The sequence below is a fragment of the Leclercia sp. GHBNCSD genome, assembly GCF_055805075.1.
In genome coordinates this window covers 3,982,899-4,006,312 of record NZ_JBQVYO010000001.1, presented here as the reverse complement: position 1 = coordinate 4,006,312, position 23,414 = coordinate 3,982,899, and the positions used below count along the sequence as shown (strand labels likewise).

25 protein-coding genes are annotated in these 23,414 nt (G+C 56.1%); 13 read left to right on the top strand and 12 right to left on the bottom strand.

All coding sequences use genetic code 11. The features are described 5' to 3' along the window. Positions 1–92 precede the first annotated feature (92 nt). From ACT3IC_RS19190 to pspA, 6 genes are all read right to left on the bottom strand, one after another. Entirely contained in the window at positions 93–1,142 is a 1,050-nt protein-coding gene (locus tag ACT3IC_RS19190) for a YcjF family protein (RefSeq protein ID WP_103179862.1), read from the bottom strand. Next, entirely contained in the window at positions 1,139–2,536 is a 1,398-nt protein-coding gene (locus ACT3IC_RS19185) for a YcjX family GTP-binding protein (RefSeq protein WP_103181094.1), read from the bottom strand. Before ACT3IC_RS19185 ends, ACT3IC_RS19190 begins: the two co-directional genes overlap by 4 nt. A gap of 111 nt (positions 2,537–2,647) precedes the next feature. Next, the gene (gene pspD / locus ACT3IC_RS19180; RefSeq protein ID WP_103179863.1) at positions 2,648–2,866 is read right to left on the bottom strand and encodes a phage shock protein PspD; all 219 of its coding nucleotides are present in this window, start codon (positions 2,864–2,866) and stop codon (positions 2,648–2,650) included. A gap of 14 nt (positions 2,867–2,880) precedes the next feature. Beyond that, complete coding sequence (gene pspC / locus ACT3IC_RS19175; RefSeq protein WP_103179864.1) at positions 2,881–3,237, bottom strand: envelope stress response membrane protein PspC; 357 nt, start codon at positions 3,235–3,237, stop codon at positions 2,881–2,883. Continuing rightward, positions 3,237–3,461 carry an envelope stress response membrane protein PspB gene (gene pspB / locus ACT3IC_RS19170; RefSeq protein ID WP_103179865.1) on the bottom strand — a complete coding sequence of 75 codons (225 nt, stop codon included), beginning with the start codon at positions 3,459–3,461 and terminating at the stop codon, positions 3,237–3,239. The genes pspC and pspB overlap by 1 nt, the downstream gene beginning before the upstream one ends. A 51-nt stretch (positions 3,462–3,512) precedes the next feature. Continuing rightward, positions 3,513–4,181 (bottom strand): phage shock protein PspA, encoded by a 669-nt coding sequence (pspA, locus tag ACT3IC_RS19165; RefSeq protein ID WP_156654643.1) that lies wholly within the window; start codon positions 4,179–4,181, stop codon positions 3,513–3,515. A 167-nt stretch (positions 4,182–4,348) separates the two neighbouring features. On the opposite strand from pspA, the gene pspF reads away from it, so the two are divergent. The 10 genes from pspF to pdeR all read left to right on the top strand — a co-directional run bounded on the left by pspF (position 4,349) and on the right by pdeR (position 17,091). Continuing rightward, the gene (pspF, locus tag ACT3IC_RS19160) at positions 4,349–5,326 is read left to right on the top strand and encodes a phage shock protein operon transcriptional activator (protein ID WP_159339432.1); all 978 of its coding nucleotides are present in this window, start codon (positions 4,349–4,351) and stop codon (positions 5,324–5,326) included. Positions 5,327–5,414: 88 nt separating this feature from the next. Beyond that, entirely contained in the window at positions 5,415–7,055 is a 1,641-nt protein-coding gene (gene sapA, locus ACT3IC_RS19155; protein WP_103179868.1) for an ABC transporter substrate-binding protein SapA, read from the top strand. Next, the gene (gene sapB / locus ACT3IC_RS19150) at positions 7,052–8,017 is read left to right on the top strand and encodes a putrescine export ABC transporter permease SapB (protein WP_103179869.1); all 966 of its coding nucleotides are present in this window, start codon (positions 7,052–7,054) and stop codon (positions 8,015–8,017) included. Before sapA ends, sapB begins: the two co-directional genes overlap by 4 nt. Beyond that, positions 8,004–8,894 carry a putrescine export ABC transporter permease SapC gene (gene sapC, locus ACT3IC_RS19145; protein ID WP_103822232.1) on the top strand — a complete coding sequence of 297 codons (891 nt, stop codon included), beginning with the start codon at positions 8,004–8,006 and terminating at the stop codon, positions 8,892–8,894. Before sapB ends, sapC begins: the two co-directional genes overlap by 14 nt. Beyond that, positions 8,894–9,886, top strand: a complete 993-nt coding sequence (gene sapD / locus ACT3IC_RS19140) for a putrescine export ABC transporter ATP-binding protein SapD (protein WP_103179871.1) — start codon at positions 8,894–8,896, stop codon at positions 9,884–9,886. The genes sapC and sapD overlap by 1 nt, the downstream gene beginning before the upstream one ends. A 1-nt stretch (position 9,887) precedes the next feature. Next, the gene (gene sapF, locus ACT3IC_RS19135) at positions 9,888–10,694 is read left to right on the top strand and encodes a putrescine export ABC transporter ATP-binding protein SapF (RefSeq protein WP_103179872.1); all 807 of its coding nucleotides are present in this window, start codon (positions 9,888–9,890) and stop codon (positions 10,692–10,694) included. 122 nt (positions 10,695–10,816) lie between these two features. Next, on the top strand, positions 10,817–11,605 hold the full coding sequence (fabI, locus tag ACT3IC_RS19130; protein WP_103179873.1) for an enoyl-ACP reductase FabI: 789 nt from the start codon (positions 10,817–10,819) through the stop codon (positions 11,603–11,605). Between the two features lie 159 nt (positions 11,606–11,764). Then, positions 11,765–12,757, top strand: a complete 993-nt coding sequence (locus tag ACT3IC_RS19125) for a CMD domain-containing protein (protein WP_159339434.1) — start codon at positions 11,765–11,767, stop codon at positions 12,755–12,757. 88 nt (positions 12,758–12,845) lie between these two features. Next, positions 12,846–14,780, top strand: coding sequence for an exoribonuclease II (locus ACT3IC_RS19120; protein ID WP_103179875.1), 1,935 nt, complete (start codon positions 12,846–12,848; stop codon positions 14,778–14,780). Between the two features lie 319 nt (positions 14,781–15,099). After that, entirely contained in the window at positions 15,100–17,091 is a 1,992-nt protein-coding gene (gene pdeR, locus ACT3IC_RS19115; RefSeq protein WP_156654648.1) for a cyclic di-GMP phosphodiesterase, read from the top strand. Here the strand turns inward: pdeR and ACT3IC_RS19110 are convergent. Beyond that, positions 17,088–17,957, bottom strand: a complete 870-nt coding sequence (locus tag ACT3IC_RS19110) for a crotonase/enoyl-CoA hydratase family protein (RefSeq protein WP_103179876.1) — start codon at positions 17,955–17,957, stop codon at positions 17,088–17,090. The two genes, pdeR and ACT3IC_RS19110, sit on opposite strands and share 4 nt — an antisense overlap. 192 nt (positions 17,958–18,149) lie before the next feature. On the opposite strand from ACT3IC_RS19110, the gene yciZ reads away from it, so the two are divergent. From yciZ to osmB, 3 genes are all read left to right on the top strand, one after another. Then, a complete protein-coding gene (gene yciZ, locus ACT3IC_RS19105) occupies positions 18,150–18,332 on the top strand; it encodes a protein YciZ/DeoL (RefSeq protein ID WP_103179877.1) in 183 nt (60 codons plus the stop codon). Between the two features lie 68 nt (positions 18,333–18,400). Continuing rightward, positions 18,401–19,156: a DNA-binding transcriptional regulator YciT gene (yciT, locus tag ACT3IC_RS19100; protein WP_103179878.1), complete on the top strand. Its 756-nt coding sequence runs from the start codon at positions 18,401–18,403 to the stop codon at positions 19,154–19,156. A 266-nt stretch (positions 19,157–19,422) separates the two neighbouring features. After that, positions 19,423–19,638 carry an osmotically-inducible lipoprotein OsmB gene (gene osmB / locus ACT3IC_RS19095; RefSeq protein WP_103179879.1) on the top strand — a complete coding sequence of 72 codons (216 nt, stop codon included), beginning with the start codon at positions 19,423–19,425 and terminating at the stop codon, positions 19,636–19,638. A gap of 111 nt (positions 19,639–19,749) precedes the next feature. Here the strand turns inward: osmB and yciH are convergent, their stop codons facing one another. The 5 genes from yciH to pgpB form a co-directional block, all read right to left on the bottom strand. Further along, positions 19,750–20,076 carry a stress response translation initiation inhibitor YciH gene (yciH, locus tag ACT3IC_RS19090; protein WP_103179880.1) on the bottom strand — a complete coding sequence of 109 codons (327 nt, stop codon included), beginning with the start codon at positions 20,074–20,076 and terminating at the stop codon, positions 19,750–19,752. Continuing rightward, positions 20,076–20,813 carry an orotidine-5'-phosphate decarboxylase gene (pyrF, locus tag ACT3IC_RS19085; protein ID WP_103179881.1) on the bottom strand — a complete coding sequence of 246 codons (738 nt, stop codon included), beginning with the start codon at positions 20,811–20,813 and terminating at the stop codon, positions 20,076–20,078. Before pyrF ends, yciH begins: the two co-directional genes overlap by 1 nt. 180 nt (positions 20,814–20,993) lie before the next feature. Further along, positions 20,994–22,163 (bottom strand): lipopolysaccharide assembly protein LapB, encoded by a 1,170-nt coding sequence (gene lapB, locus ACT3IC_RS19080; RefSeq protein WP_103179882.1) that lies wholly within the window; start codon positions 22,161–22,163, stop codon positions 20,994–20,996. 6 nt (positions 22,164–22,169) lie between these two features. Continuing rightward, positions 22,170–22,478 carry a LapA family protein gene (locus ACT3IC_RS19075; protein ID WP_103179883.1) on the bottom strand — a complete coding sequence of 103 codons (309 nt, stop codon included), beginning with the start codon at positions 22,476–22,478 and terminating at the stop codon, positions 22,170–22,172. A 151-nt stretch (positions 22,479–22,629) separates the two neighbouring features. After that, entirely contained in the window at positions 22,630–23,394 is a 765-nt protein-coding gene (gene pgpB, locus ACT3IC_RS19070) for a phosphatidylglycerophosphatase B (protein ID WP_156654651.1), read from the bottom strand. Positions 23,395–23,414 lie beyond the last annotated feature (20 nt).

The window sequence follows — 23,414 nt, the reverse complement described above, 5'->3', positions numbered from 1 at the left end:
ATAAGCCAGATATCTGCAATCGGGAAGACGGCTGTCAACAAATATTGACAGCCTGTGAGCAGGGTGTCGGAATTATGTGCGAGGAAGCGAGCTTACTGCGGTTTTTTATTGAGGGTATCTTTCAGCTGGCCGATTAATTCCCGACGGAAATCCCCCAGCCGGGGTTTATCATCCTCTGTCCACGGCAGTGGACGGCACAATTCCATCGCTTTGATCCCCAGCCGCGCGGTGAGTAATCCCGCACCAATCCCCTGCGCCGCACGGGCCGAAAGGCGAGCGGCCAGATCCTGTGACATCCAGTCCATCCCCACCTCGCGGACCAGCTCACTGGCCCCGGCAAAGGCCATATTGAGTAGTACAAGGCGGAACAGGCGCAAGCGGCTGTAATAGCCCAGTTCGATACCGTACAGCGTGGCAATACGGTTGATCAGGCGCAGGTTGCGCCAGGCAATAAAAGCCATATCCACCAGCGCCAGCGGGCTGACGGCAATCATCAGCGTTGATTCGGCTGCCGAGCGGCTGATCTCCCGCCGCGCCTGGCTGTCCAACACCGGCTGCACGAGGTGGGCATACAGCGATACCACTTCGCGATCGTTTTGCGTTTCGTGAATGGCGGCGTACCAGCGCTGCAAGGCCGGATGAGACTGATCGAGCCCGGCCTGTTTCGCCAGTTTTTCACAAAATGCCCGCCCGTTACCGGTGCCGTGGCTGTGCAGCAGATCCCGGGCTTCATCGCGCTCGTGGGCGCGCTGGCGCAGTCGCCATAAACGGCGCCATTCTGTGGCAACAGAGCCGACGCCCGCGCCGACGATAAGCGCACCTGCCGCGCATCCTCCCAGCGCCACCCAGTCCTGGGTTTGCCAGGCATTGATTGCCCACTGCACGCCTTGCCCCACCACCGCAACGCCCGCCAGCATCAGGCCCGCGCTGACCATTTTGCGCCACAGGCTACGTTTAGGCCGCAAAGCGGCTTCGACGACGGCTTCGGCTTGTCCTTCTTCCGCAGGGAGCATATCGGTCACTACCGGGGCGAAGTTTCCGGCCTGGGTGTCATCAAATGTTTGTGCCGCTTTGAAGGCTTCGCGATCCGCTTCTTCCAGGGTGCCGGTAAAATCCATTCGCGGTTTTAAGGGTTCGGTCATCGCAATTTATCTCCAATCAAAAACTCCAGCGCGGCATCTAGGCGAATGTGCGGAAGCGGCTGGTCTACATTCATCGTCTGCGGGCGGAAGGCTTCAAACTGAAACCCCTGCTTCTGCCAGAATGCCTGGCCCGGCAATCGGGCGGGTACTTCGCCAGGGTAGACCGTCAGCGGGGCGCCGTCACTCAGACGGTGGCCGCGCAGCGCCGGGATCTTATCGCCATTAACGTCAATCAGGCCACTCTGGGTGGCCTGCACCGAGGCCAGCCCCAGGCAGTCCATGCTGATACCCTCAAAGGCGGCGTTTTGCCAGGCATCCTGCACCAGCTGCTGGAGGAGCGATACCATATTGGCGTGCTGATCCACCGTCACGTGATCCGCCTTGGTGGCGGCAAACAGCAGTTTGTCGATCACCGGAGAGAAGAGACGCCGGAACAGCGTGCGCTGCCCGTAGTGGAAGCTCTGCATCAGTTGGGTTAGCGCGAGGCGCATGTCGTTGAACGCCTGTGGCCCGCTGTTGAGCGGCTGAAGGCAGTCCACCAGCACAATCTGGCGGTCGAAGCGCAAAAAGTGGTTAGTGTAGAACCCCTTAACCACTTTCTCACAGTAGTAGTTAAAGCGTTCGCGCAGCATACCGGCGTTGGTATGTTTGTCCGCCTGGGCAAGCTTCGATTCACCAAAAGCCTCCACGTCCGGCCAGGGGAAAAATTGCAGGGCCGGGGCGCCCGCCATATCCCCAGGCAGCACAAAGCGACCCGGCTGGATAAAGTGCAGACCCTCTTTCTTACATTGATGCAGGTAATCGGTCCAGGCTTCCGAAATGGCCGCCAGCCGGTTTTCATCGGCGGGTGCCAGCGGATCCAGCCCCTCACACAGGGAACGCCAGCGGGCGGACCAGGCCGCGCGGGGCCCCTGTAACAGGCCGGTCATCTGCCGCGACCAGCTGAGATAGTCCTGGGTCAGCATCGGCAGGTCGAGCAGCCATTCGCCGGGATAATCGACAATCTCCAGATAGAGAGTGGAGGTCTCTTTAAAATGGCGAAGCAAAGAATCATTGGAACGGTACCGCAGCGCCAGGCGGATTTCACTCACCCCGCGGGTGGGCGTGGGCCAGGTTGGCGGCGTGCCGTAAAGCTGGGCCAGCCCTTCATCGTAGGTGAAACGGGGAATGCCAAAATCGCGCTGAGGGACGCGCTTCACGCCGAGCAGGCGCTCTTCGCGTACCGCGCTCAACAGCGGCAAGCGCGCCCCGGCATGCAGGTTAAGGAGCTGATTGACCATCGCCGTGATAAAGGCGGTTTTGCCGCTGCGGCTCAGTCCGGTAACCGCCAGGCGCAAATGTCGGTCAACCCCACGATTTACCAGAGAATTAAATTCATTTTTAAGTCGCTTCATCGCCATCCTGTTCTGCCTGAAGGAATTATTGTTCTGAGAAATATGACACGGGGGCAAGGAGAAAGGAATAAAAGCAGCGCAACGGCACATTGAACTTTGTGCCGTTGCGAATTATTTCAGTTTACTGGATAACCGGTTCGCGAGCTTTTTCAGCATCGGCTCCAGCGCGACGGCCAACAACATTCGTACCGGCTTGCGGGCAACCGATTTGATCGCCCACCCCGCCACGCCTGCCGGGCCGTAACGCAGTGCGGTGAGTAATACCAGCTTCCCTGCGATTTTCAGGCCCGGCTTGACGCGATGTCCGGCCTGTTGCCAGCGTTGATTCATATCAGTTCTCTCAGTTAAAGCTGACGAAAACGGCTTCGCAGCGTGAAGGTATCCGAGGTGACATACCGCTCCATTTCGCGCAAGCGTTTTTCGCCTGCCGACAGCTCAGCATCCACCGCGTCCAGTAATTCACTGCTGGTGGGGCTATTTTCATCGCCCATCGCGCCGTCCGGCATCGGGTCCAGCACGAAGGACAAAATGATATAGGCCACCAGGGTAATAAACGCCAGACCAAAGAAAATGGAGAGTACCGTTACCACACGCACCAGCTTCACCGGCACGTCGAGGTAGTGCGCCAGTCCGGCGCAGACGCCGCGCACCATCCCCTTCTGGGGGATACGCCACAATTTTTTATTCAGGTTCAGTGCCATTAGCGATCCCTCCAGTTCGGATGTTCTGCGTCCAGAATCGCCTCCAGCGCCTGAATACGTTCGCGCATTTTATTTGCGTCCTGAGTTAATTGCGCCAGGCGCTGCTGTTCGCTTTGCGACAGCTCTCCCCTTGAAGAACGGTTACTGTAGTGCAGCCACAACCAGATCGGCAGAACAAATAGCACGAAAATGGTCAGCGGAATGGCAAGAAAAAGCGCGCTCATGTCTACTCCTTGTGTGATGAGTGGCGGCGCCGGCGGGCGCCGCAGTTTTTATTATTGATTGTCTTGTTTCATTTTGGCCTTCAGCGCGGCCAGTTGCTCGCTGATTTCATCATCCGCTTTCAGATCGGCAAACTGCTGATCCAGCGTTTTCTGTTTGCCAAAGCTGTGGCTTTCCGCTTCCGCTTCCATCTGATCGATACGACGCTCAAACGACTCAAAACGGGCCATGGCTTCGTCAATCTTGCCGCTGTCGAGCTGACGGCGCACGTCACGGGATGAACTTGCCGCCTGGTGACGCAGCGTCAGGGCCTGCTGGCGGGCGCGGGTTTCGCTCAGCTTGTTCTCCAGCTCCGCAATCTCTTTTTTCATGCGGGCAAGGGTTTCATCCACCAGCGTCACCTCCTGATCAAGGGTGGCGACAATATCGGTCAGCTTCTGCTTTTCAATCAGCGCAGAGCGGGCCAGGTCCTCTTTATCTTTGCGCAGCGCCAGCTCCGCTTTTTCCTGCCATTCGGCCTGCTGGGCGGTCGCCTGTTCAATACGGCGGGAAAGCTGCTTTTTCTCAGCCAGCGCACGGGCGGAGTTAGAGCGCACTTCCACCAGCGTGTCTTCCATCTCCTGAATCATCAGACGAACCAGCTTCTGCGGATCCTCTGCTTTCTCCAGCAGTGAGTTGATGTTGGCGTTCACGATGTCGGCAAAACGAGAAAAAATACCCATAATTGAATCCTCATATTTTCTGTTATCGGGCTAAGCCCTGCTGCATAGTTAATACAATTCCCGTGCCAGTTTTATATCTTATTGATTTTATACGATGTGATTGCTTTTTCGCCCGCTACGCCCTACTCTCACTTAGTGAATTACACCAATAAGTGGTCAATTACGTCATGGCTGAATTTAAAGACACGTTACTCGGGGAAGCCAACAGTTTTCTCGAAGTGCTGGAGCAGGTATCCAGGCTGGCACCGCTGAATAAACCGGTGCTGATTATCGGCGAGCGCGGCACCGGCAAGGAGCTGATTGCCAACCGGCTACACTACCTCTCCGGGCGCTGGGATGGACCGTTTATCTCTCTGAACTGCGCCGCGCTGAACGAGAACCTGCTGGATACGGAACTGTTTGGTCACGAGGCGGGCGCCTTTACCGGGGCGCAGCGTCGCCATCCCGGTCGCTTCGAGCGCGCCGATGGCGGCACGTTGTTTCTTGATGAGCTGGCGACCGCGCCGATGCTGGTGCAGGAAAAACTGCTACGCGTCATTGAGTATGGCGAGCTGGAGCGCGTGGGCGGCAGCCAGCCTTTACAGGTAAACGTGCGGCTGGTGTGCGCCACTAACGCCAATCTGCCGGAGATGGTCGAGCAGGATAAGTTTCGCGCCGACCTGCTGGATCGGCTGGCGTTTGATGTGGTTAACCTGCCGCCGCTGCGCGAGCGGCGCAGCGATATCATGCTGCTGGCGGAGCAGTTTGCTATTCAGATGTGTCGCGAGCTTGGGCTGCCGCTGTTTCCCGGTTTTAGTCAGCACGCCCGTGAAACGCTGCTGGACTACCGCTGGCCGGGCAATATCCGCGAACTGAAAAACGTAGTGGAGCGCTCCGTCTACCGCCACGGTAGCAGCGAGACAGAGCTGGATGAAATTGTGATCGATCCCTTTCAGCGTCCCGCACAGCCCTCTGTCAGCAAACCGCTTACCACGGGTATACCTACCCTGCCCCTCGATTTGCGTCTGTTCCAGCTGGAGCAGGAGAAGCGGTTGCTGGAGCAGAGCCTGCGCGAGGCACAATTTAATCAGAAACGCGCGGCTGAACTGCTGGGGCTGACCTACCATCAGTTAAGGGCATTGCTCAAAAAGCATCAGATGCGATGACATAATCAGCACTTACCCGCAGACATTTTTACGAAGCAGGTGTAAGTGCGATACACTTTGCAGATCGTCTCTAAAAACCTTAAAAATTATGCGACTGGTTTTCTCGTCCCTGATTGCGCTCGGTCTGTTAAGCAGCCAGGCGTTTGCCGCGCCTGAGCTGGCGGATCGCGCGGATATTCGCGACAGCGGCTTTGTCTACTGCGTAAGTGGGCAGGTCAACACCTTCAACCCGCAAAAGGCGAGCAGCGGCCTGATCGTCGATACCCTCGCCGCCCAGATCTATGACCGCCTGCTGGATGTGGATCCCTATACCTATCGCCTGGTGCCTGAACTGGCCGAGAGCTGGCAAGTGCTGGACAACGGGGCCACATACCGTTTTCGCCTGCGCGACGACGTCAGCTTCCAGACCACGCCGTGGTTTAAGCCTACCCGTAAACTCAATGCGGATGACGTGGTCTTTACCTTCCAGCGCATTTTTAACCGCAACCATCCGTGGCACTACATCAACGGCGGTAATTTCCCCTACTTCGACAGTTTACAGTTTGCCGATACGGTGAAGTCCGTTCGCAAGCTGGATAACCGCACGGTGGAGTTCACCCTGGCGCGGCCAGATGCCTCCTTCCTGTGGCATCTGGCGACGCACTATGCTTCGGTGATGTCCGCGGAATATGCCACTCAACTCACCCTGAAGGACAAAATGGAGTTGATGGATCGCCAGCCCGTAGGAACCGGACCGTTCCAGGTTGAAGAGTATCGGGCGGGGCAGTACGTGCGCCTGCAACGCCATGAGAAATTCTGGCGCGGCACGCCGCTTATGCCGCAGGTTGTGGTCGATTTAGGCTCCGGCGGTACCGGGCGGCTGTCGAAACTGCTGACCGGCGAATGCGATGTCCTGGCCTGGCCCGCTGCCAGCCAGCTGACTATCCTGCGCGACGACCCGCGTCTGCGCCTGACCCTGCGCCCGGGCATGAATATCGCTTATCTGGCCTTTAACACCAACAAACCGCCGCTGGACAACCCGGCGGTACGCCATGCCCTGGCGCTGGCGATCAATAACCAGCGTCTGATGCAGTCCATTTATTACGGTACCGCAGAAACTGCCGCCTCAATCTTGCCCCGCGCCTCGTGGGCCTACGATAGCGAGGCTAAAATTACCGAATACAACCCGGAAAAATCACGCGAACAGCTCAAAGCGCTGGGGGCAGAAAACCTCACCCTGCAATTGTGGGTGCCTACCAGCTCCCAGGCCTGGAACCCCAGCCCGCTAAAAACCGCGGAGCTGCTCCAGGCTGACCTGGCCCAGGTGGGGGTTAATGTGGTGATTGTTCCGGTAGAAGGCCGTTTTCAGGAGGCGCGCCTGATGGACATGAACCACGATCTCACCCTGTCAGGTTGGGCGACAGACAGTAACGACCCGGACAGTTTCTTCCGTCCGCTCCTGAGCTGCGCGGCCATTGATTCGCAGACCAACTATGCCCACTGGTGCAACCGCGAGTTTGACAGCATTCTACGCAAGGCGCTGTCGACCCAGCAGCTGGCGGCACGTATCGATGCCTATGATGAAGCGCAGATTATTCTGGCCAAAGAGTTGCCGGTACTGCCGCTGGCCTCATCCCTGCGTCTGCAGGCGTACCGTTACGATATCAAAGGCCTGGTGCTCAGTCCGTTTGGAAATGCGTCGTTTGCGGGCGTCTCCCGCGAGAAACAAGAAGAGGTGAAAAAACCGTGATTATTTTTACCTTACGTCGGTTGCTGTTGCTGCTCATCACCCTCTTCTTTCTCACCTTAGTGGGTTTTAGCCTGAGCTATTTTACCCCGCACGCGCCGCTACAGGGTGCTTCGCTGTGGAATGCGTGGTGGTTCTGGTTTGAAGGCGTGCTGCACTGGGACTTTGGCGTCTCCAGCATTAACGGCCAGCCCATCTCCGAGCAACTGAAAGAGGTCTTCCCCGCCACCATGGAGCTCTGCATCCTGGCGTTCGGTTTTGCGCTGATTGTCGGGATCCCGGTCGGGATGCTCGCCGGGATCACCCGCAATAAATGGCAGGACAAGCTGATCAGCGCGATCGCCCTGCTCGGGTTTTCGGTTCCCGTCTTCTGGCTGGCGCTGCTGCTGACGCTCTTTTTCTCGCTGACGCTCGGCTGGCTGCCGGTTTCCGGACGTTTTGACCTGCTCTATGCGGTAAAAACTGTCACCGGATTCGCCATTATTGACGCCTGGCTCTCAGATTCGGTCTGGCGGCATGAGATGATCATCAGCGCCGTGCGCCACATGGTGTTGCCGGTGCTGGCCCTGGCCGTGGCACCAACCACGGAGGTGATTCGCCTGATGCGCATCAGTACCAGCGAGGTGTTTGACCAGAACTATGTTAAAGCGGCCGCCACACGCGGATTGTCACGGCTGACGATTTTACGTCGCCATGTGCTGCATAATGCGTTGCCGCCGGTGATCCCCCGTCTCGGGCTGCAGTTCTCAACCATGCTGACGCTGGCCATGATCACCGAAATGGTCTTTAGCTGGCCAGGCCTCGGGCGCTGGCTGATTAACGCCATTCGCCAGCAGGATTATGCCGCTATCTCTGCCGGCGTGATGGTGATTGGCGCGCTGGTGATTATTGTGAACGTGTTATCTGATATTTTGGGCGCTATGGCTAACCCACTGAAACATAAGGAATGGTATGCCTTACGATAGCGTATACAGTGAAAAGCGCACGCCCGGTGCGTTACGCACCGTGTGGCGAAATTTCTACGGCGACGCTATGGCGATGATCGGCCTGTACGGCTGTGGCGGCCTGGTGCTGCTGTGCATCCTGGGCTCGTGGTTTGCGCCGTATGGCATCGATCAGCAGTTCCTCGGCTATCAGCTGTTACCGCCATCCTGGTCCCGCTACGGTGAAGTCTCCTTCTTCCTGGGCACCGACGACCTCGGGCGCGATGTGTTAAGCCGTCTGTTGAGCGGCGCTGCGCCGACGGTGGGCGGCGCCTTTGTGGTCACCCTGGCCGCCACGCTGTGCGGCCTGGTACTGGGTATTGTCGCCGGGGCTACTCACGGCCTGCGCTCGGCGGTGATGAACCATATTCTCGATACGCTGCTGTCGATCCCGTCGCTGCTGCTGGCGATCATCGTGGTGGCCTTCGCCGGACCGCATCTGACGCACGCCATGTTTGCTGTCTGGCTGGCGCTACTGCCGCGCATGGTACGTTCGGTCTACAGCCTGGTGCATGATGAGCTGGAAAAAGAGTATGTGGTGGCCGCCCGTCTCGATGGCGCCACCACCATGAATATTCTGTGGTTTGCGGTGCTGCCCAATATCGCCTCGGGCATGGTTACGGAAATTACCCGTGCCCTGTCGATGGCGATCCTGGATATCGCCGCGCTCGGTTTTCTCGATCTGGGCGCGCAACTGCCCTCCCCGGAATGGGGCGCGATGCTGGGCGACGCGCTGGAACTGATCTATGTAGCCCCCTGGACGGTGATGCTGCCGGGTGCTGCAATTATGGTTAGCGTATTACTGGTGAACCTGCTTGGCGACGGGATCCGTCGCGCCATTGTGGCGGGGGTGGAATAATGCCGTTACTGGATATTCGCAATCTGACGATTGAGATTAAAACCGGCGAAGGCTGGGTCAAAGCGGTCGATCGCGTCAGTATTACCCTGAGCGAAGGCGAAATTCGCGGGCTGGTGGGGGAATCGGGATCAGGCAAAAGCCTGATTGCTAAAGCGATTTGCGGCGTGGCGAAGGATAACTGGCGCGTCACCGCTGACCGTATGCGCTTTGATGATATCGACCTGCTGCGCCTCTCCGTCCGCGAACGACGCAAGCTGGTGGGCCACAACGTGTCGATGATCTTTCAGGAGCCGCAATCCTGTCTCGATCCGTCGGAGCGGGTGGGCAAACAGCTGATGCAGAACATTCCCGCCTGGACCTATAAAGGCCGCTGGTGGCAACGTTTTGGCTGGCGTAAACGCCGGGCTATCGAGCTATTGCACCGGGTGGGGATCAAAGATCACAAAGACGCCATGCGCAGCTTCCCCTATGAGTTGACGGACGGTGAGTGTCAGAAAGTGATGATTGCCATCGCGCTGGCTAACCAGCCGCGCCTGCTGATCGCGGACGAACCGACCAACGCGATGGAGCCGACCACCCAGGCGCAAATCTTCCGCCTGCTGACCCGGCTTAATCAGAACAACAACACCACTATTTTGCTGATCAGCCATGACCTGCAGATGCTGAGTAAATGGGCAGATAAGATTGATGTGATGTACTGCGGCCAGACCGTGGAGACCGCCGGCAGCGAGGATCTGATCACCACGCCGCATCATCCGTATACCCAGGCGCTGATCCGTGCGATACCGGATTTTGGCAGCCCCATGCCGCATAAAAGTCGCCTGAATACCCTGCCGGGGGCTATCCCGCTGCTGGAGCACCTGCCCATTGGCTGTCGCCTGGGTCCGCGCTGTCCCTATGCCCAGCGTAAGTGCATTGAAACGCCGCGCCTGGCCGGGCCGAAGAACCATCTGTTTGCCTGCCATTTCCCGCTGAACATGGAGAAAGAGTGACATGGTCGAAACCCTGCTGGAAGTGCGCAACCTGAGTAAGACCTTTCGCTACCGTACCGGCTTATTCCGCCGACAGACCGTTGAAGCGGTAAAACCGCTGAGCTTTACCCTGCGTGAAAAGCAGACCCTGGCGATCATCGGTGAGAACGGTTCAGGGAAATCGACGCTGGCGAAGATGCTGGCCGGGATGATTGAACCCTCGGACGGTGAGGTCCTGATTGACGACCATCTGCTGAAATTTGGCGATTACTCGTTCCGCAGCCAGCGGATCAGGATGATTTTTCAGGATCCCTCCACCTCGCTGAACCCGCGCCAGCGTATCTCACAGATCCTCGATTTTCCGCTACGGCTCAATACCGATCTGGAACCTGAAGCGCGACGTAAGCAGATCATCGATACCCTGCGCATGGTCGGACTGCTGCCGGATCACGTCAGCTATTATCCGCATATGCTGGCGCCGGGGCAGAAGCAGCGTCTGGGTCTTGCCCGCGCGCTGATCCTGCGCCCGAAAGTGATCATCGCTGACGAAGCGCTGGCCTCGCTGGATATGTCGATGCGTTCACAACTTATCAACCTGATGCTGGAGTTGCAGGAGAAACAGGGTATCTCGTATATCTACGTCACCCAGCATCTGGGGATGATGAAGCACATCAGCGATCAGGTGCTGGTGATGCACGAAGGCTCAGTGGTGGAGCGCGGCAGCACCGCGTCGGTGCTGGCCGCCCCACTTCACGATCTGACCAAACGTTTAATTGCCGGGCATTTTGGCGAAGCCTTAACCGCCGATGCCTGGCGAAAAGATCGCTGACCTGCCCCGTATGGAGTGGTCGGATTAACACTGTACGCGACACATGCTATTATCGCCGCGTTTTAACGACGGTTGTCCAAAAATGACAGCCGCCACAACAATGAATATAAGGATTAAGAGCTATGGGTTTTCTTTCCGGTAAGCGCATTCTGGTCACTGGCCTTGCCAGCAAACTGTCCATCGCATACGGTATCGCACAGGCGATGCATCGCGAAGGTGCTGAGCTGGCATTCACCTACCAGAACGACAAGCTGAAAGGCCGCGTAGAGGAGTTCGCCGCGCAGCTGGGTTCCAGCATTGTTCTGGAATGCGACGTTGCTAAAGATGAAAGCATCGATGGCATGTTCGCCGAGCTGGCAAAAACCTGGCCGAAATTTGACGGTTTCGTTCACTCCATCGGTTTTGCACCAGGCGACCAGCTCGACGGCGACTATGTAAACGCGGTCACCCGTGAAGGCTTCAAAATCGCACACGACATCAGCTCCTACAGCTTTGTGGCGATGGCGAAATCCTGCCGCTCCATGCTTAACCCGGGCGCAGCTCTGCTGACCCTGTCCTATTTGGGCGCTGAGCGCGCTATCCCGAACTACAACGTAATGGGTCTGGCAAAAGCCTCTCTGGAAGCCAACGTGCGCTACATGGCGAACGCAATGGGTCCGGAAGGCGTGCGCGTAAACGGCATCTCTGCCGGTCCAATCCGTACTCTGGCGGCTTCCGGCATCAAAGACTTCCGTAAAATGCTGGCGCATTGCGAAGCGGTTACCCCAATCCGTCGCACCGTGACCATCGAAGATGTGGGTAACTCCGCAGCCTTCCTCTGCTCTGACCTCTCTGCTGGCATCTCCGGCGAAGTGGTTCACGTTGACGGCGGTTTCAGCATCGCTGCAATGAACGAGCTGGAACTCAAATAAGTTCATTACCTTCCCGCTCCGGCGGGAAGGTATCCCCACCGTTTCGCCCGCTTTCCCCGCGTTATTCCGTTCCGCTATTTGTTATCACTTAACAATATTTTTCCGCTTATCCGCCTTCCGCCAGGATATTGATCGCCATTTTGAGATCAAGGAACGCACATGGAACAACGCCGTATTTCTGGCAAAGGCCACTGGTATCATGAGACCCAGTCCAGTAGCAGCCCGACGGAAGTCCTGCCTTTGGTTCCCGAAGCCGCGCATGTCGCCGATCGCTTTTTGCTGAACATCGCGCTACCGGCAACGCTGCTGGCAGCCTGTGAACGCTGGTTAACCCCGGCCCGGGCGCTATGCGACCTTTTTTTCCCGCGCACCGTCACCGTAACCCGGCTGCGCACGCTGAGCGCCTACGATCGTTTCAGCACTGCTCTGACCGTCGCCCAGGTGTGCGGCGTGCAGCGTCTGTGTAATCACTACGCCGCCCTTCTCGCCCCGCTCCCCGGTCCCGACTCCTCCCGTGAAAGCAATCGCCGTCTCGCCCAGATCACCCAGTATGCCCGCCAGCTTGCCAGCTCGCCGGATGTGATTGACAGCAAAGCGCAGCAGGGGCTCGATGAGATGGGCCTGACGGTGTATGACATCGTGACCATCAATCAGATTATCGGCTTTGTGGGCTTTCAGGCGCGCGTGGTGGCGGTGTTTCAGGCCCTGCTCGGCCACCCGGTGCGCTGGCTGCCGGGGCACCATATCCCGCCTCACGCCCTGCCGGACGATAACGACCTGAACACATGGCAGCCTGCCATACCCGAGGTTGAGCGTTGTCAGGCCAGCCCACAGCAGCTGGCCTCGCTTGAACGCTGGCAGGACGAGCCGTTATTGCATCCCCTTACGCCGGTGCTCTGTCATGAACCGTTGATCCTCGATCAAACCGGTGAAATTCTCATCAGTGGCATTCACACGGCGTATAAAGACGATGAGGCGGTAAGGCGTGCGGTAGAACAGCTGGCGCGATCGCCGGATCAGTTCAGCGCCGCGCAGTTTACCCCGCTGACAGATGATGGCCAGTCGCCCGTACAGGCCATCAATCTCCTCACCTGGAGCGCTTTTTGCGGCTGGCTGAACCGTCTGAAAATCGCCATTGGCAGAAGCGAATAACCACACTAACGACCGAAAGAGCGCTTGCTGTAGCAGTGAGATTCGCGTAAAACTGTCAGCCGCTCAATGGCTACGAAAATAGATCACTATGCTCCAGGACAACCCGCTGCTAGCGCAGCTTAAACAGCAACTGCATTCCCAGACGCCACGTGCTGAAGGGGTCGTAAAAGCCACGGAAAAAGGCTTTGGCTTCCTTGAAGTCGATGCGCAGAAAAGTTACTTCATTCCGCCTCCGCAGATGAAGAAAGTGATGCACGGCGATCGCATTACGGCCGTGATCCATAGCGAAAAGGATCGTGAATCAGCCGAGCCTGAAGAATTAATTGAACCGTTCCTGACCCGTTTTGTGGGTAAGGTGCTGAGAAAAGATGACCGTCTGTCCATCATTCCGGACCATCCTCTGCTGAAAGACGCCATCCCCTGCCGCGCTGAGCGTGGCGTGACGCATGATTTTAAAGAAGGTGACTGGGCCGTAGCAGAAATGCGCCGTCACCCTCTGAAGGGCGATCGCGGTTTTTATGCCGAACTCACCCAGTTTATCACCTTCGGTGAAGACCATTTCGTACCGTGGTGGGTCACCCTTGCCCGCCATAATCTGGAAAAAGAGGCGCCAGAAGGCGCAGCGACTGACATGCTGGACGAAGGTCTTGAGCGTCGCGATCTGACTGCCCTGAATTTTGTCACCATCGACAGCGCCAGCACCGAAGATATGGACGATGCGCTGTATGTTGAAGAGCAGGCTGACGGTAAACTGCTGCTAACCGTAGCGATTGCCGATCCTACAGCCTGGATCGCGGAAGGTACCCCGCTGGATGACGCGGCGAAAATCCGTGCCTTTACCAACTATCTGCCAGGCTTCAACATCCCGATGCTGCCGCGCGAGCTGTCGGATAATCTCTGCTCGCTGCGCGCTAACGAAGTGCGCCCGGTACTGGCCTGCCGCATGTCCATCGCTGCCGATGGCACTATCGAAGAGAACATTGAGTTCTTTGCTGCGCTGATCGAGTCTAAAGCCAAGCTGGTGTACGACGAGGTCTCTGACTGGCTGGAAAACAGCGGTAGCTGGCAGCCTGAGCATGAGGCCATTGCCGACCAGATCCGCCTGCTGCACCGTGTCTGTCTGAGCCGTAGCGAATGGCGTAAGACCCATGCGCTGGTCTTTAAAGATCGCCCTGACTACCGTTTCATTCTTGGTGAGAAAGGCGAAGTGCTGGATATCGTGGCGGAGCCGCGTCGCATTGCTAACCGCATCGTTGAAGAGTCGATGATTGCGGCGAACATCTGCGCGGCCCGCGTACTGCGCGACAAACTCGGTTTCGGTATCTATAACGTGCATACCGGGTTTGATCCGGCTAACAGCGAAGCCCTGGCGGCCCTGCTGAAAACCCATGACGTGCATGTGGATCCGCAGGAAGTTCTGACCCTGAATGGCTTCTGCAAGCTGCGCCGTGAACTGGATGCCCAGCCATCTGGTTTCCTGGATAGCCGCATTCGTCGCTTCCAGTCTTTCGCTGAGATCAGCACCGAACCTGGCCCGCACTTTGGTCTGGGGCTGGAAGCCTACGCCACCTGGACCTCACCGATTCGTAAGTATGGCGATATGATTAACCACCGCCTGCTGAAAGCGATCGTTAAAGGCGAAACCATTGCCCGTCCACAGGACGAAGCCACGGTGCAGATGGCCGAGCGCCGTCGCCTTAACCGCATGGCGGAACGCGACGTCGGTGACTGGCTCTACGCCCGGTTCCTGAAAGACAAAGCCGGAACGGAGACCCGTTTCGCGGCGGAGATCATCGATGTCAGCCGTGGCGGCATGCGTGTGCGTCTGGTGGATAATGGCGCCGTGGCCTTTATTCCTGCGCCGTTCCTGCACGCCGTACGTGACGAGCTGGTCTGCAGCCAGGAAAACGGCACCGTGCAAATCAAGGGGGAAGTGGCCTATAAAGTGACCGAAGTTATCGACGTCACTATTGCTGAAGTGCGCATGGAAACACGCAGCATTATTGCCCGCCCTGCCGTCTGATTATTGAGTGCTTAAAAGTCGGTTCACCTCATTTGAGGGAACCGACTCTTTTTTGCGTTAACGTCAAATTCATCATTTTTACTTATCTTTTTCTCCCCTAAATTGCGAAAAGCGATCACACTTATTCATGACAGTCTGGTGAATGCTTTAACGTGTCACCAGAATATTCATTCGCCTGTATCCTTTTTTGCCGATCTCGTTCTAATATAAGAATACTGGGAAAAAACAATAAGTTTAGTTCGGGTTTACCGTTATTTAAGCACGGTAAAACCGACTGAAAATGCACAGTGTGTGCAATTAAGTGCGCCTGGGAGAGAGCATGATTGACGATCTGGAGCAAAATTTGCTGTTTCGTTACATGGGCACCCATAGTCCCTGGTGGCGACTGACGGCGGACAGTAACGCGCTCCATCTTGCGGCCAGCGAAAGCGCCGATACCACGCAGGTTGTGGCGCTGAATGACGAGCAGGCCAACAGCATTCGCCAGATGACGGTTATTACCTCCAGTATTACCATGACGCTCTCCCTCTACGGAACCGAGGTGCCAGTGCACCTGGTGGGACGTAAGATCAATAAAAAAGAGTGGACCGGTACCGCCTCCGCCTGGAACGACACCCCTTCCGTCGCCCGCGATCTGGCGCAGGGGTTATCCTTTGCCGAGCAGGTGGTTTCAGAGGCCAACTCGGTCATCGTTATTCTCGACCGGCACGGCAATATTCAACGCTTCAACCGCCTGAGCGAAGAATATACCGGGATGAAAGAGCACGAGGTTATCGGTCAGAACGTCTTTAAACTGTTTATGAGCCGCAGCGAGGCAGCGGCTTCCCGGCGTAATATCAGCGGTTTTTTTCGGGACGGCAGCTCCTATGAAGTGGAACGCTGGATTAAAACCCGCAAAGGGCAGCGTTTGTTTTTATTCCGTAATAAATTCGTGCACAGCGGCAGCGGAAAAAATGAAATATTCCTTATCTGTTCCGGTACGGATATCACTGAAGAACGCCGTGCCCAGGAACGTCTTCGTGTACTTGCCAATACCGACACCATTACCGGCCTGCCAAACCGCAACGCTATCCACGATCTGATCAGCGAAGCGATTGAAACCCGTGGCGATGGCCAGGTGGGCGTGGTCTATCTTGACCTCGATAATTTCAAAAAAGTGAATGATGCCTACGGGCATATGTTTGGCGATCAGCTGCTGCAGGCGGTGGCGCTGGCTATCCTCAGTTGTCTGGAGGACGGGCAGGTCCTTGCGCGTCTGGGCGGCGACGAGTTTATCGTGCTGGCAACCGGTACGTCACAGGGTGCGCTCGAGGCCATGGCTTCGCGGATCCTCACCCGCCTGCGTCAGCCTTTCCGGATTGGTTTAATTGAAGTCTACACCGGCTGTTCGCTGGGGATCTCCCTCGCGCCGCAGCACGGCACCGATCGGGAAAGCGTGATACGCAACGCCGATACGGCCATGTATACCGCGAAAGAGAACGGACGCGGCAAGTTCTGCGTTTTCTCCCCGGAAATGAATCAGCGCGTATTTGAATATCTGTGGCTGGACACCAACCTGCGCAAGGCGCTGGAGAATGATCAGCTGGTGATCCACTACCAGCCTAAAATTACCTGGCGTGGCGAGGTGAGAACCCTCGAAGCGCTGGTCCGTTGGCAGTCTCCGGAGCGCGGACTGATCCCGCCGCTGGAGTTTATCTCCTACGCCGAAGAGTCCGGACTCATCGTTCCGCTGGGGCGTTGGGTGATGCTGGATGTTGTTCGTCAGGTTGCCAAATGGCGCGATAAAGGCATCAATTTACGCGTGGCGGTCAACGTTTCGGCCCGCCAGCTGGCAGACCAGACGATTTTCAGCGATCTGAAACAGGCGCTGAAGGATCTCAATTTTGAATATTGCCCCATTGACGTTGAATTGACCGAAAGCTGCCTGATTGAAAACGAAGAGCTGGCGCTGTCGGTGATCCAGCAGTTCAGCCAGCTGGGGGCGCAGATCCACCTTGATGATTTCGGAACCGGTTATTCGTCGCTGTCGCAACTGGCGCGTTTTCCCATCGATGCCATTAAGCTCGACCAGGCATTTGTCCGGGATATCCATAAGCAGTCGGTGTCGCAATCGCTGGTGCGCGCGATCGTTGCAGTCGCTCAGGCGCTGAATTTGCAGGTTATTGCCGAAGGGGTCGAGAGTGCGAAAGAAGACGCCTTTCTGACGAAGAACGGCGTCAATGAACGACAGGGATTTCTGTTTGCTAAACCCATGCCCGCTGTCGCTTTCGAGCGATGGTTTAAACGCTATCAGTCACGCAATGCGCGCTAGCTGGCTTTACGCAGCCCCGATGCCGTGTGGCGGTCCTGCAACAGCACCAGCCGCTGCATATAGGCCACGTCCTTAGGTTGCAGGCAGAATGCGGCGTCTACCCAATCTTCCGTGATGTCCATCAGCTCACTGCGCGGCAGCTGCAATACCCGCTGGCGGGCGCGCAGCATCGCTCTGACGCCATTCATTTTGGGTTGTAACGTGTCTATGAAGGTCCGCGTCGCCACGTAGCCCTGACCGGGTTCGAACAGCACGTCCACCAGCCCCTGCTGCTCATACCATTCCGCAGTGTGCGACTCCCCTTTATAGATCAGCTCTTCTGCCAGTTTCATACCAGAGCGGCGGGCAACCAGCGAGTAGCCTCCCATCCCGGGGAACAGGTTAAAGGCGATTTCAGGAAACCCTAAGCGGGCATCCCGTTGCGCCAGTAAAAAGTGGTGCGCCAGCGCCGCTTCAAAGCCACCGCCAAGGGCACTGCCCTCTACCATCGACAGGGTGATCGCCCCGGTATCAAATCCCCGCGATGCGGCGTGGACACAGTCCACACAGGCGCGGGCATAGGCCCGAAGCGCTTCCCGACGACCGTTCTCAATGCACTCGACAAAGAAGCGTAAATCGCCGCCAGTATTATACATATCGGGCACCAGCGAACCGGTCACCCAGAAATCAACCTCAAACCCGGACTGACGCACCAGCCAGGACAGGTTCATAATCTCCTCTATAAGCGCATGATTGAAGCAGGGACGCGGCTGGGCCCGTAACATCATCCACACGGTACGTCTCTCCTCCTCGTAATAGCCGGCGAGCTGAGTGAATCGTGCAGAATCAGTGAACAGTTTACAGGTTGCCTGATTGATAATTGTCATAGTCTAATTCCTCATAGAAAAAAGCGCCTTGCGCGCAGAGTTAGACTAATCCACTACATAATTCCTACGTATAAAGAAGCATCAAAATATCACTACCATTAATGGGCTTTCGTTAGCTCACTTTTTCCCTTCTCTTTTGCCTTCAATTTCTGCATCATTGAATTTATTCACTTTTCATTTAGGGATGAGATTATGTCTGATATCGATGCACTGAAAGTGGCGCAACGTATTGATACTGTGCTGGATATTCTGGTCGCAGGCGATGTGAACTCTGCTCTTCGTAATCTCGAGATATTAAAATCAGAATTACTGACCCAGGCGGGCGAGCAGAAAAACCCCGAGGCAGTATCGCCTAAATCCCCCTGGGAAGTTTAAGGCTCGATCCATCTCTCGTGTTTATGTCAGTTTTCAACTAACGGCGATGCCGTTTTAATATGGATGCTATGAACTCCCGACAACAAGTAATATTACAGATGGTGATCGATACAGGGCGTGTGAGTGTCGTTGATCTGGCAAAAGCGACCGGCGTGTCAGAAGTCACCATCCGCCAGGATCTCAATCTTCTGGAAAAAATGAGCTACCTCCGTCGCGCGCATGGTTACGCCGTCCCGCTGGACAGCGAAGATGTTGAAACGCGGATGATGAACAACTATGCGCTGAAACGCGAGCTGGCGGAGTTTGCCGCGTCTCTGGTGAATAATGGCGAAACGGTGTTTATCGAGAACGGCAGCTGCAATGCCCTTCTCGCGCGCACGCTGGCCGACCAGAAAGAAGAGGTTACCATCGTGACGGTGAGCAGCTATATAGCGCATCTTCTGAAGGAGACGCGCAGCGAAGTGATTTTGCTCGGCGGCATTTACCAGAAAAAAAGCGAAAGCATGGTTGGCCCGCTTACCCGTCAGTATGTGCAGCAAGTCCATTTCAACAAGGCATTTATCGGCATTGATGGCTGGTTGCCTGATACCGGCTTTACCGGAAGGGACATGATGCGCTCGGATGTGGTAAATGCGGTGCTGGAGAAAGGCGGCGAGACCATTGTGCTCACCGACAGCTCAAAATTCGGTGCGGTTCACCCTTATACCATGGGCCCGGTCTCTCGCTTCAGCCGGGTTATTACCGACGAGGGCATTAAACAGGCGCACATCGCTAATCTGCAGCAAGACGGCTTAACCGTCGATATCGTCAAAAAACCTGCCTGACCCTCCCCTAACGCCCGAATATCGGGCGTCATTTTTCTGCCCCTTCGCTCTGAGACTTTTCTGAACCCCCGTTTAAGACTATTTACCTGTCGGATCAGTAATAAAGACGTAAAATTATTGTTAGCGATATAACAGGAAGTAACTATCACCTGCGTGATCTTGTAACGCCTGCGCAATCAAGTTTCATGGAATAACGCGCTTGAGGGGGATTGATAACCATTTAAGCGAAATGATTTCCGTGGATCAATACTTCAGGAGAATGAATTATGACTTTTAACAGCAAAAAATTATCCGCTGCTATGCTGGCCGTTACGCTGGCATTATCCCTGAGCGCGTGCTCCGGCATGAGCAGACAAGACCGTAATACCGCGATTGGTGCGGGTGCTGGCGCAATCGGTGGTTCCGTCTTAACTGACGGTAGCACGCTGGGTACCCTGGGTGGTGCTGCAGTGGGTGGGATCATCGGTCACCAGGTTAAATAACCTACCGATTGCCACCGCAGTCATTTGATAACGCCCTGCTGTTCTGGCGCTATCTCAAAATAAAAACAATAAGCCACGGTCTGACCGTGGCTTATTTGTTTTGGCGGTACGTTAACCGCCCGCTAATTTCACTTTCATCCCTTTTGCTTCCAGGAGGGATTTAATGAGATCCCGCTTGTCGCCCTGGATCTCAATAACGCCATCTTTAACTGAGCCGCCGCATCCGCATTTTTTCTTCAATTCTGCGGCAATCTGCGTAAGGGTGGCATCGTCGGCGTCAATTCCGGTGATCAGCGATACGCCCTTCCCTTTACGTCCGCTGGTCTGGCGTTGAATACGTACAATGCCATCACCTTTTGGTCGCTCCGCGACCTCTTTTGGCTCATCAATGCGCCCGGTTTCTGTCGAATAGACCAGGCGGCTGTTAGTGTCGCGCATTACGCCCCCTTCTGAAGTGATGCGTTGATAGCTTTCAGGGTTTGTGCCGGATCGGCTGACTGGGTGACCGGTCGACCAATAACCATATAGTCCACGCCCGCCGCCAGCGCCTGTTCCGGGGTCATAATGCGGCGCTGATCGCCGGCATCACTCCCCTGGGGACGGATACCCGGCGTGACAAGCTTGAAATCCTGTCCGATGGCACTTTTGAAGCGAACGGCTTCCTGAGCAGAGCAGACGACGCCATCAAGGCCACAGGAGTGCGTCAGGCGGGCCAGACGTTCGGCATGCTCTGCCGGTGACAACGTCACGCCAAGGTCCAGCAGATCGCTGGCTTCCATGCTGGTCAGCACGGTAACGGCAATCAGCAATGGGGCCTCTTTACCGAAGGGTAACAGCGCTTCGCGAGCGGCGGTCATCATACGCGCCCCGCCGGAGGCGTGAACGTTCACCATCCAGACTCCAAGCTCAGCCGCAGCCGCAACCGCATGGGCCGTGGTGTTGGGAATATCGTGGAATTTCAGATCCAGAAAGACATCGAATCCGCGCTGCTGCATATCCCGAACAATTTGCGGACCAAAAAGCGTGAACATCTCTTTACCGATTTTCAGGCGGCAGTCTTGCGGATCAATTCGATCAACGAACGCCAGGGCATTGTCGCGATTGTTGTAATCCAGAGCGACAACAACAGGAGATTCAGTAACTACGCGGGAGGAAGATGAAGCTACAGACGTCATGACCGGACCTTCTCGTCGATGGGCGCCGCATCGGCGCGGGAATGTTAAACGGCGAGCATTCTACCTGCGCACCACAAAAATTAACAGGTTACATTTTCTTTCCTGCCAGACTACAGCGCGCACGGACCCAGTGTTTCACCTTAATTAGTATGTTGTAACTAAATTAAGCCTTTTTAAAAATTACTGCCCATCGAGGCCGCGAATTGGCTTAATGGTGGACCAGGCGCGGCATGACGGACAGTGCCAGTAGAGGGTATAGGCCGTAAAACCACACTTCTGGCAGCGATAGCGCGGCTTGCTGCGCACCTGTTCGCCTACCATGTCGCGCAGCACCATCAGGCTCTCTTTGGCGCGCCCCTCTTCTGCCTCGTTCAGGTGATAATCCATCAACTTATGGAAGACGCGCATGGTGGGATGGCGCTGCAGCTGGCGGGTAATGTAGACCTGCGCCGTATCACTGCCTTCGTGTTCCTGAACCACATCCGCCAGCATCAGCTCCGCTGTCGCCCCGGTGTTCTCTTCCACGCAACGGCGCAGGAAAGCCACCCACTCTGAGGTCATGCCCAGCTGCTGATAGCAGGTTTGCAACATCTCCAGGGTTTCGCTGACCAGCTCTTTATCCTGATCGATAACCCGGAGCAGGCTCTCCACCGCCTTCTGGTAATCCCCTTTCGCCATATAGACGCGCCCCATCATGATGGAGACGCGCGCGCTGCTGCGATCCGCGGCGGCACCCTTGCGAAGAAGCGCCATGGCTTTGTCCATATCTTCGCTGCCCATCTGTTGCAGGGCGAGTTCACAGTAAAAGTGGCCAATTTCAACGCGCTGTTTATCTTTACCGAGCTTCACCAGACGTTCAGCAACGTCGATCGCTTTCTGCCATTCGCTGGTGGCCTGGTAAATCTGCAGCAACTGCTGCAGGGCGCTGATGCGAAAATCAGTTTCATCCACCAGCTGCTTGAACATCTCTTCGGCGCGATCGTAGAGGCCGGCCGCCATATAGTCACGGCCCAGCTGTTGTACCGCCAGCAAACGCTGCTCATAGGTTAATGATGCGCTCTCCATTAAGGTCTGGTGGATGCGGATGGCGCGGTCGACTTCACCGCGGGAGCGGAACAGATTACCGAGCGTAAGGTGGGCTTCAACGGTACCGGTATCCTCTTTCAACATCTCAAGGAACAGATCGACCGCTTTATCCTGTTGGTTGCTCAGAAGGAAGTTAACCCCGGCGACATAGTCGCGAGAAAGACGGTTCGCCTCATCCTGCTTTGTTTGTTGCGCACTTCTGCGGCCCATATACCAGCCATAGGCTGCGGCTACAGGCAAAAGCAGAAACAACAACTCCAGCATCTTAGATTATTCCTTCGCTACCGGCACACCTGAACTTACCGGAACGTCGGCCGGAGGCGCAATTTGGTTTTCAAGACGTTTAATCTTTCGTTCAGCCCGGGCGAGTGTTACCCGAACTTTAAGCCAGAACAGACCGCAAATCAGCCAGCCGATAACAAACCCGGCAGCAAACAGAACCGCCAGGAGGCTGGATATCCGATATTCGCCTTGCGCCAGCAGATAATTAAACGTTACCTGTTGATCGTTTTGCGCACCCAATGTGACGGAAATGACAAAAATCGCCAACACCAGTAAGAAAATGAGTAAATATTTCACATTACTTCCCGTTATGTGGTTTAAGCGAATAAAGAGTGTTCACCATAGCGTAACCAGCCTTATAAACTACCATTTTCAGGACGGGCGCGAAACGGAAAAAGCGTCGCGCCACGTCCAGATCTGCGGCTTAATATAATAATTTCAACCTTAGTCAGCTTTCTTGCTCTCTGTCGGCAATTTCCCGCTTCTCTTCAGCCGGAGGCGTGAGCGGGCCACAGAATCGCTGAGCAAGCCAGGTCGCACAGGTGATCAACAGCCAGGAAATCAATGTGGCGACCACCAGATCCCGCGGCCAGTGCATGCCAAGCAGCAAGCGGCTTCCCATCACGCCCGTCGCCCAGACCAGCAGTACCACAATAGTCACCGTGCGCCGACGCGGCCACAGCAACCCTATCCCCAGTAACGCCCAGCTTGCCGCGAACATGGTATGCCCGGACGGGAAAGCAAAACCGGTCTCTTTCTGCCAGTGTTTACGTAAAAAAGTGGGAATAGTCTGTTGTTCAGCAAGCTGTTCTTCTACCAGCTCACCGCGCGCTTTACGCTTTAAATTGTAGAAGTCGTTGACCGGGACATGGTGAGTTTTTTCCAGCCAGACCACGAAAGGACGCGGCTCCTGCACCCGATCTTTTACCAGAGATTTAACGCCCTGACCCACCAGAATGACCCCCGCAAGGATGGCAAAGAGCATGATGGCTGCCCGCAGGCGGAAACGCAGGCACCACAAAAACCAGCCGCAGAGTAGCGTATGCGTAATAATTCCCCAGGGCTGGGTGACGGTCTCCGTTATCCAGAACAGCACCTTCAACCATCCGCTATTCGTGCCTGGCTGCCACTGCCAGCCCGATATCCATAAGGCCGCAGGCATAATGAGCAATATCCCCGCGCCAACCGCCGTGCGGCGGGCAATTGAAAGCATGTCGTCTCCTTTTTCCGATA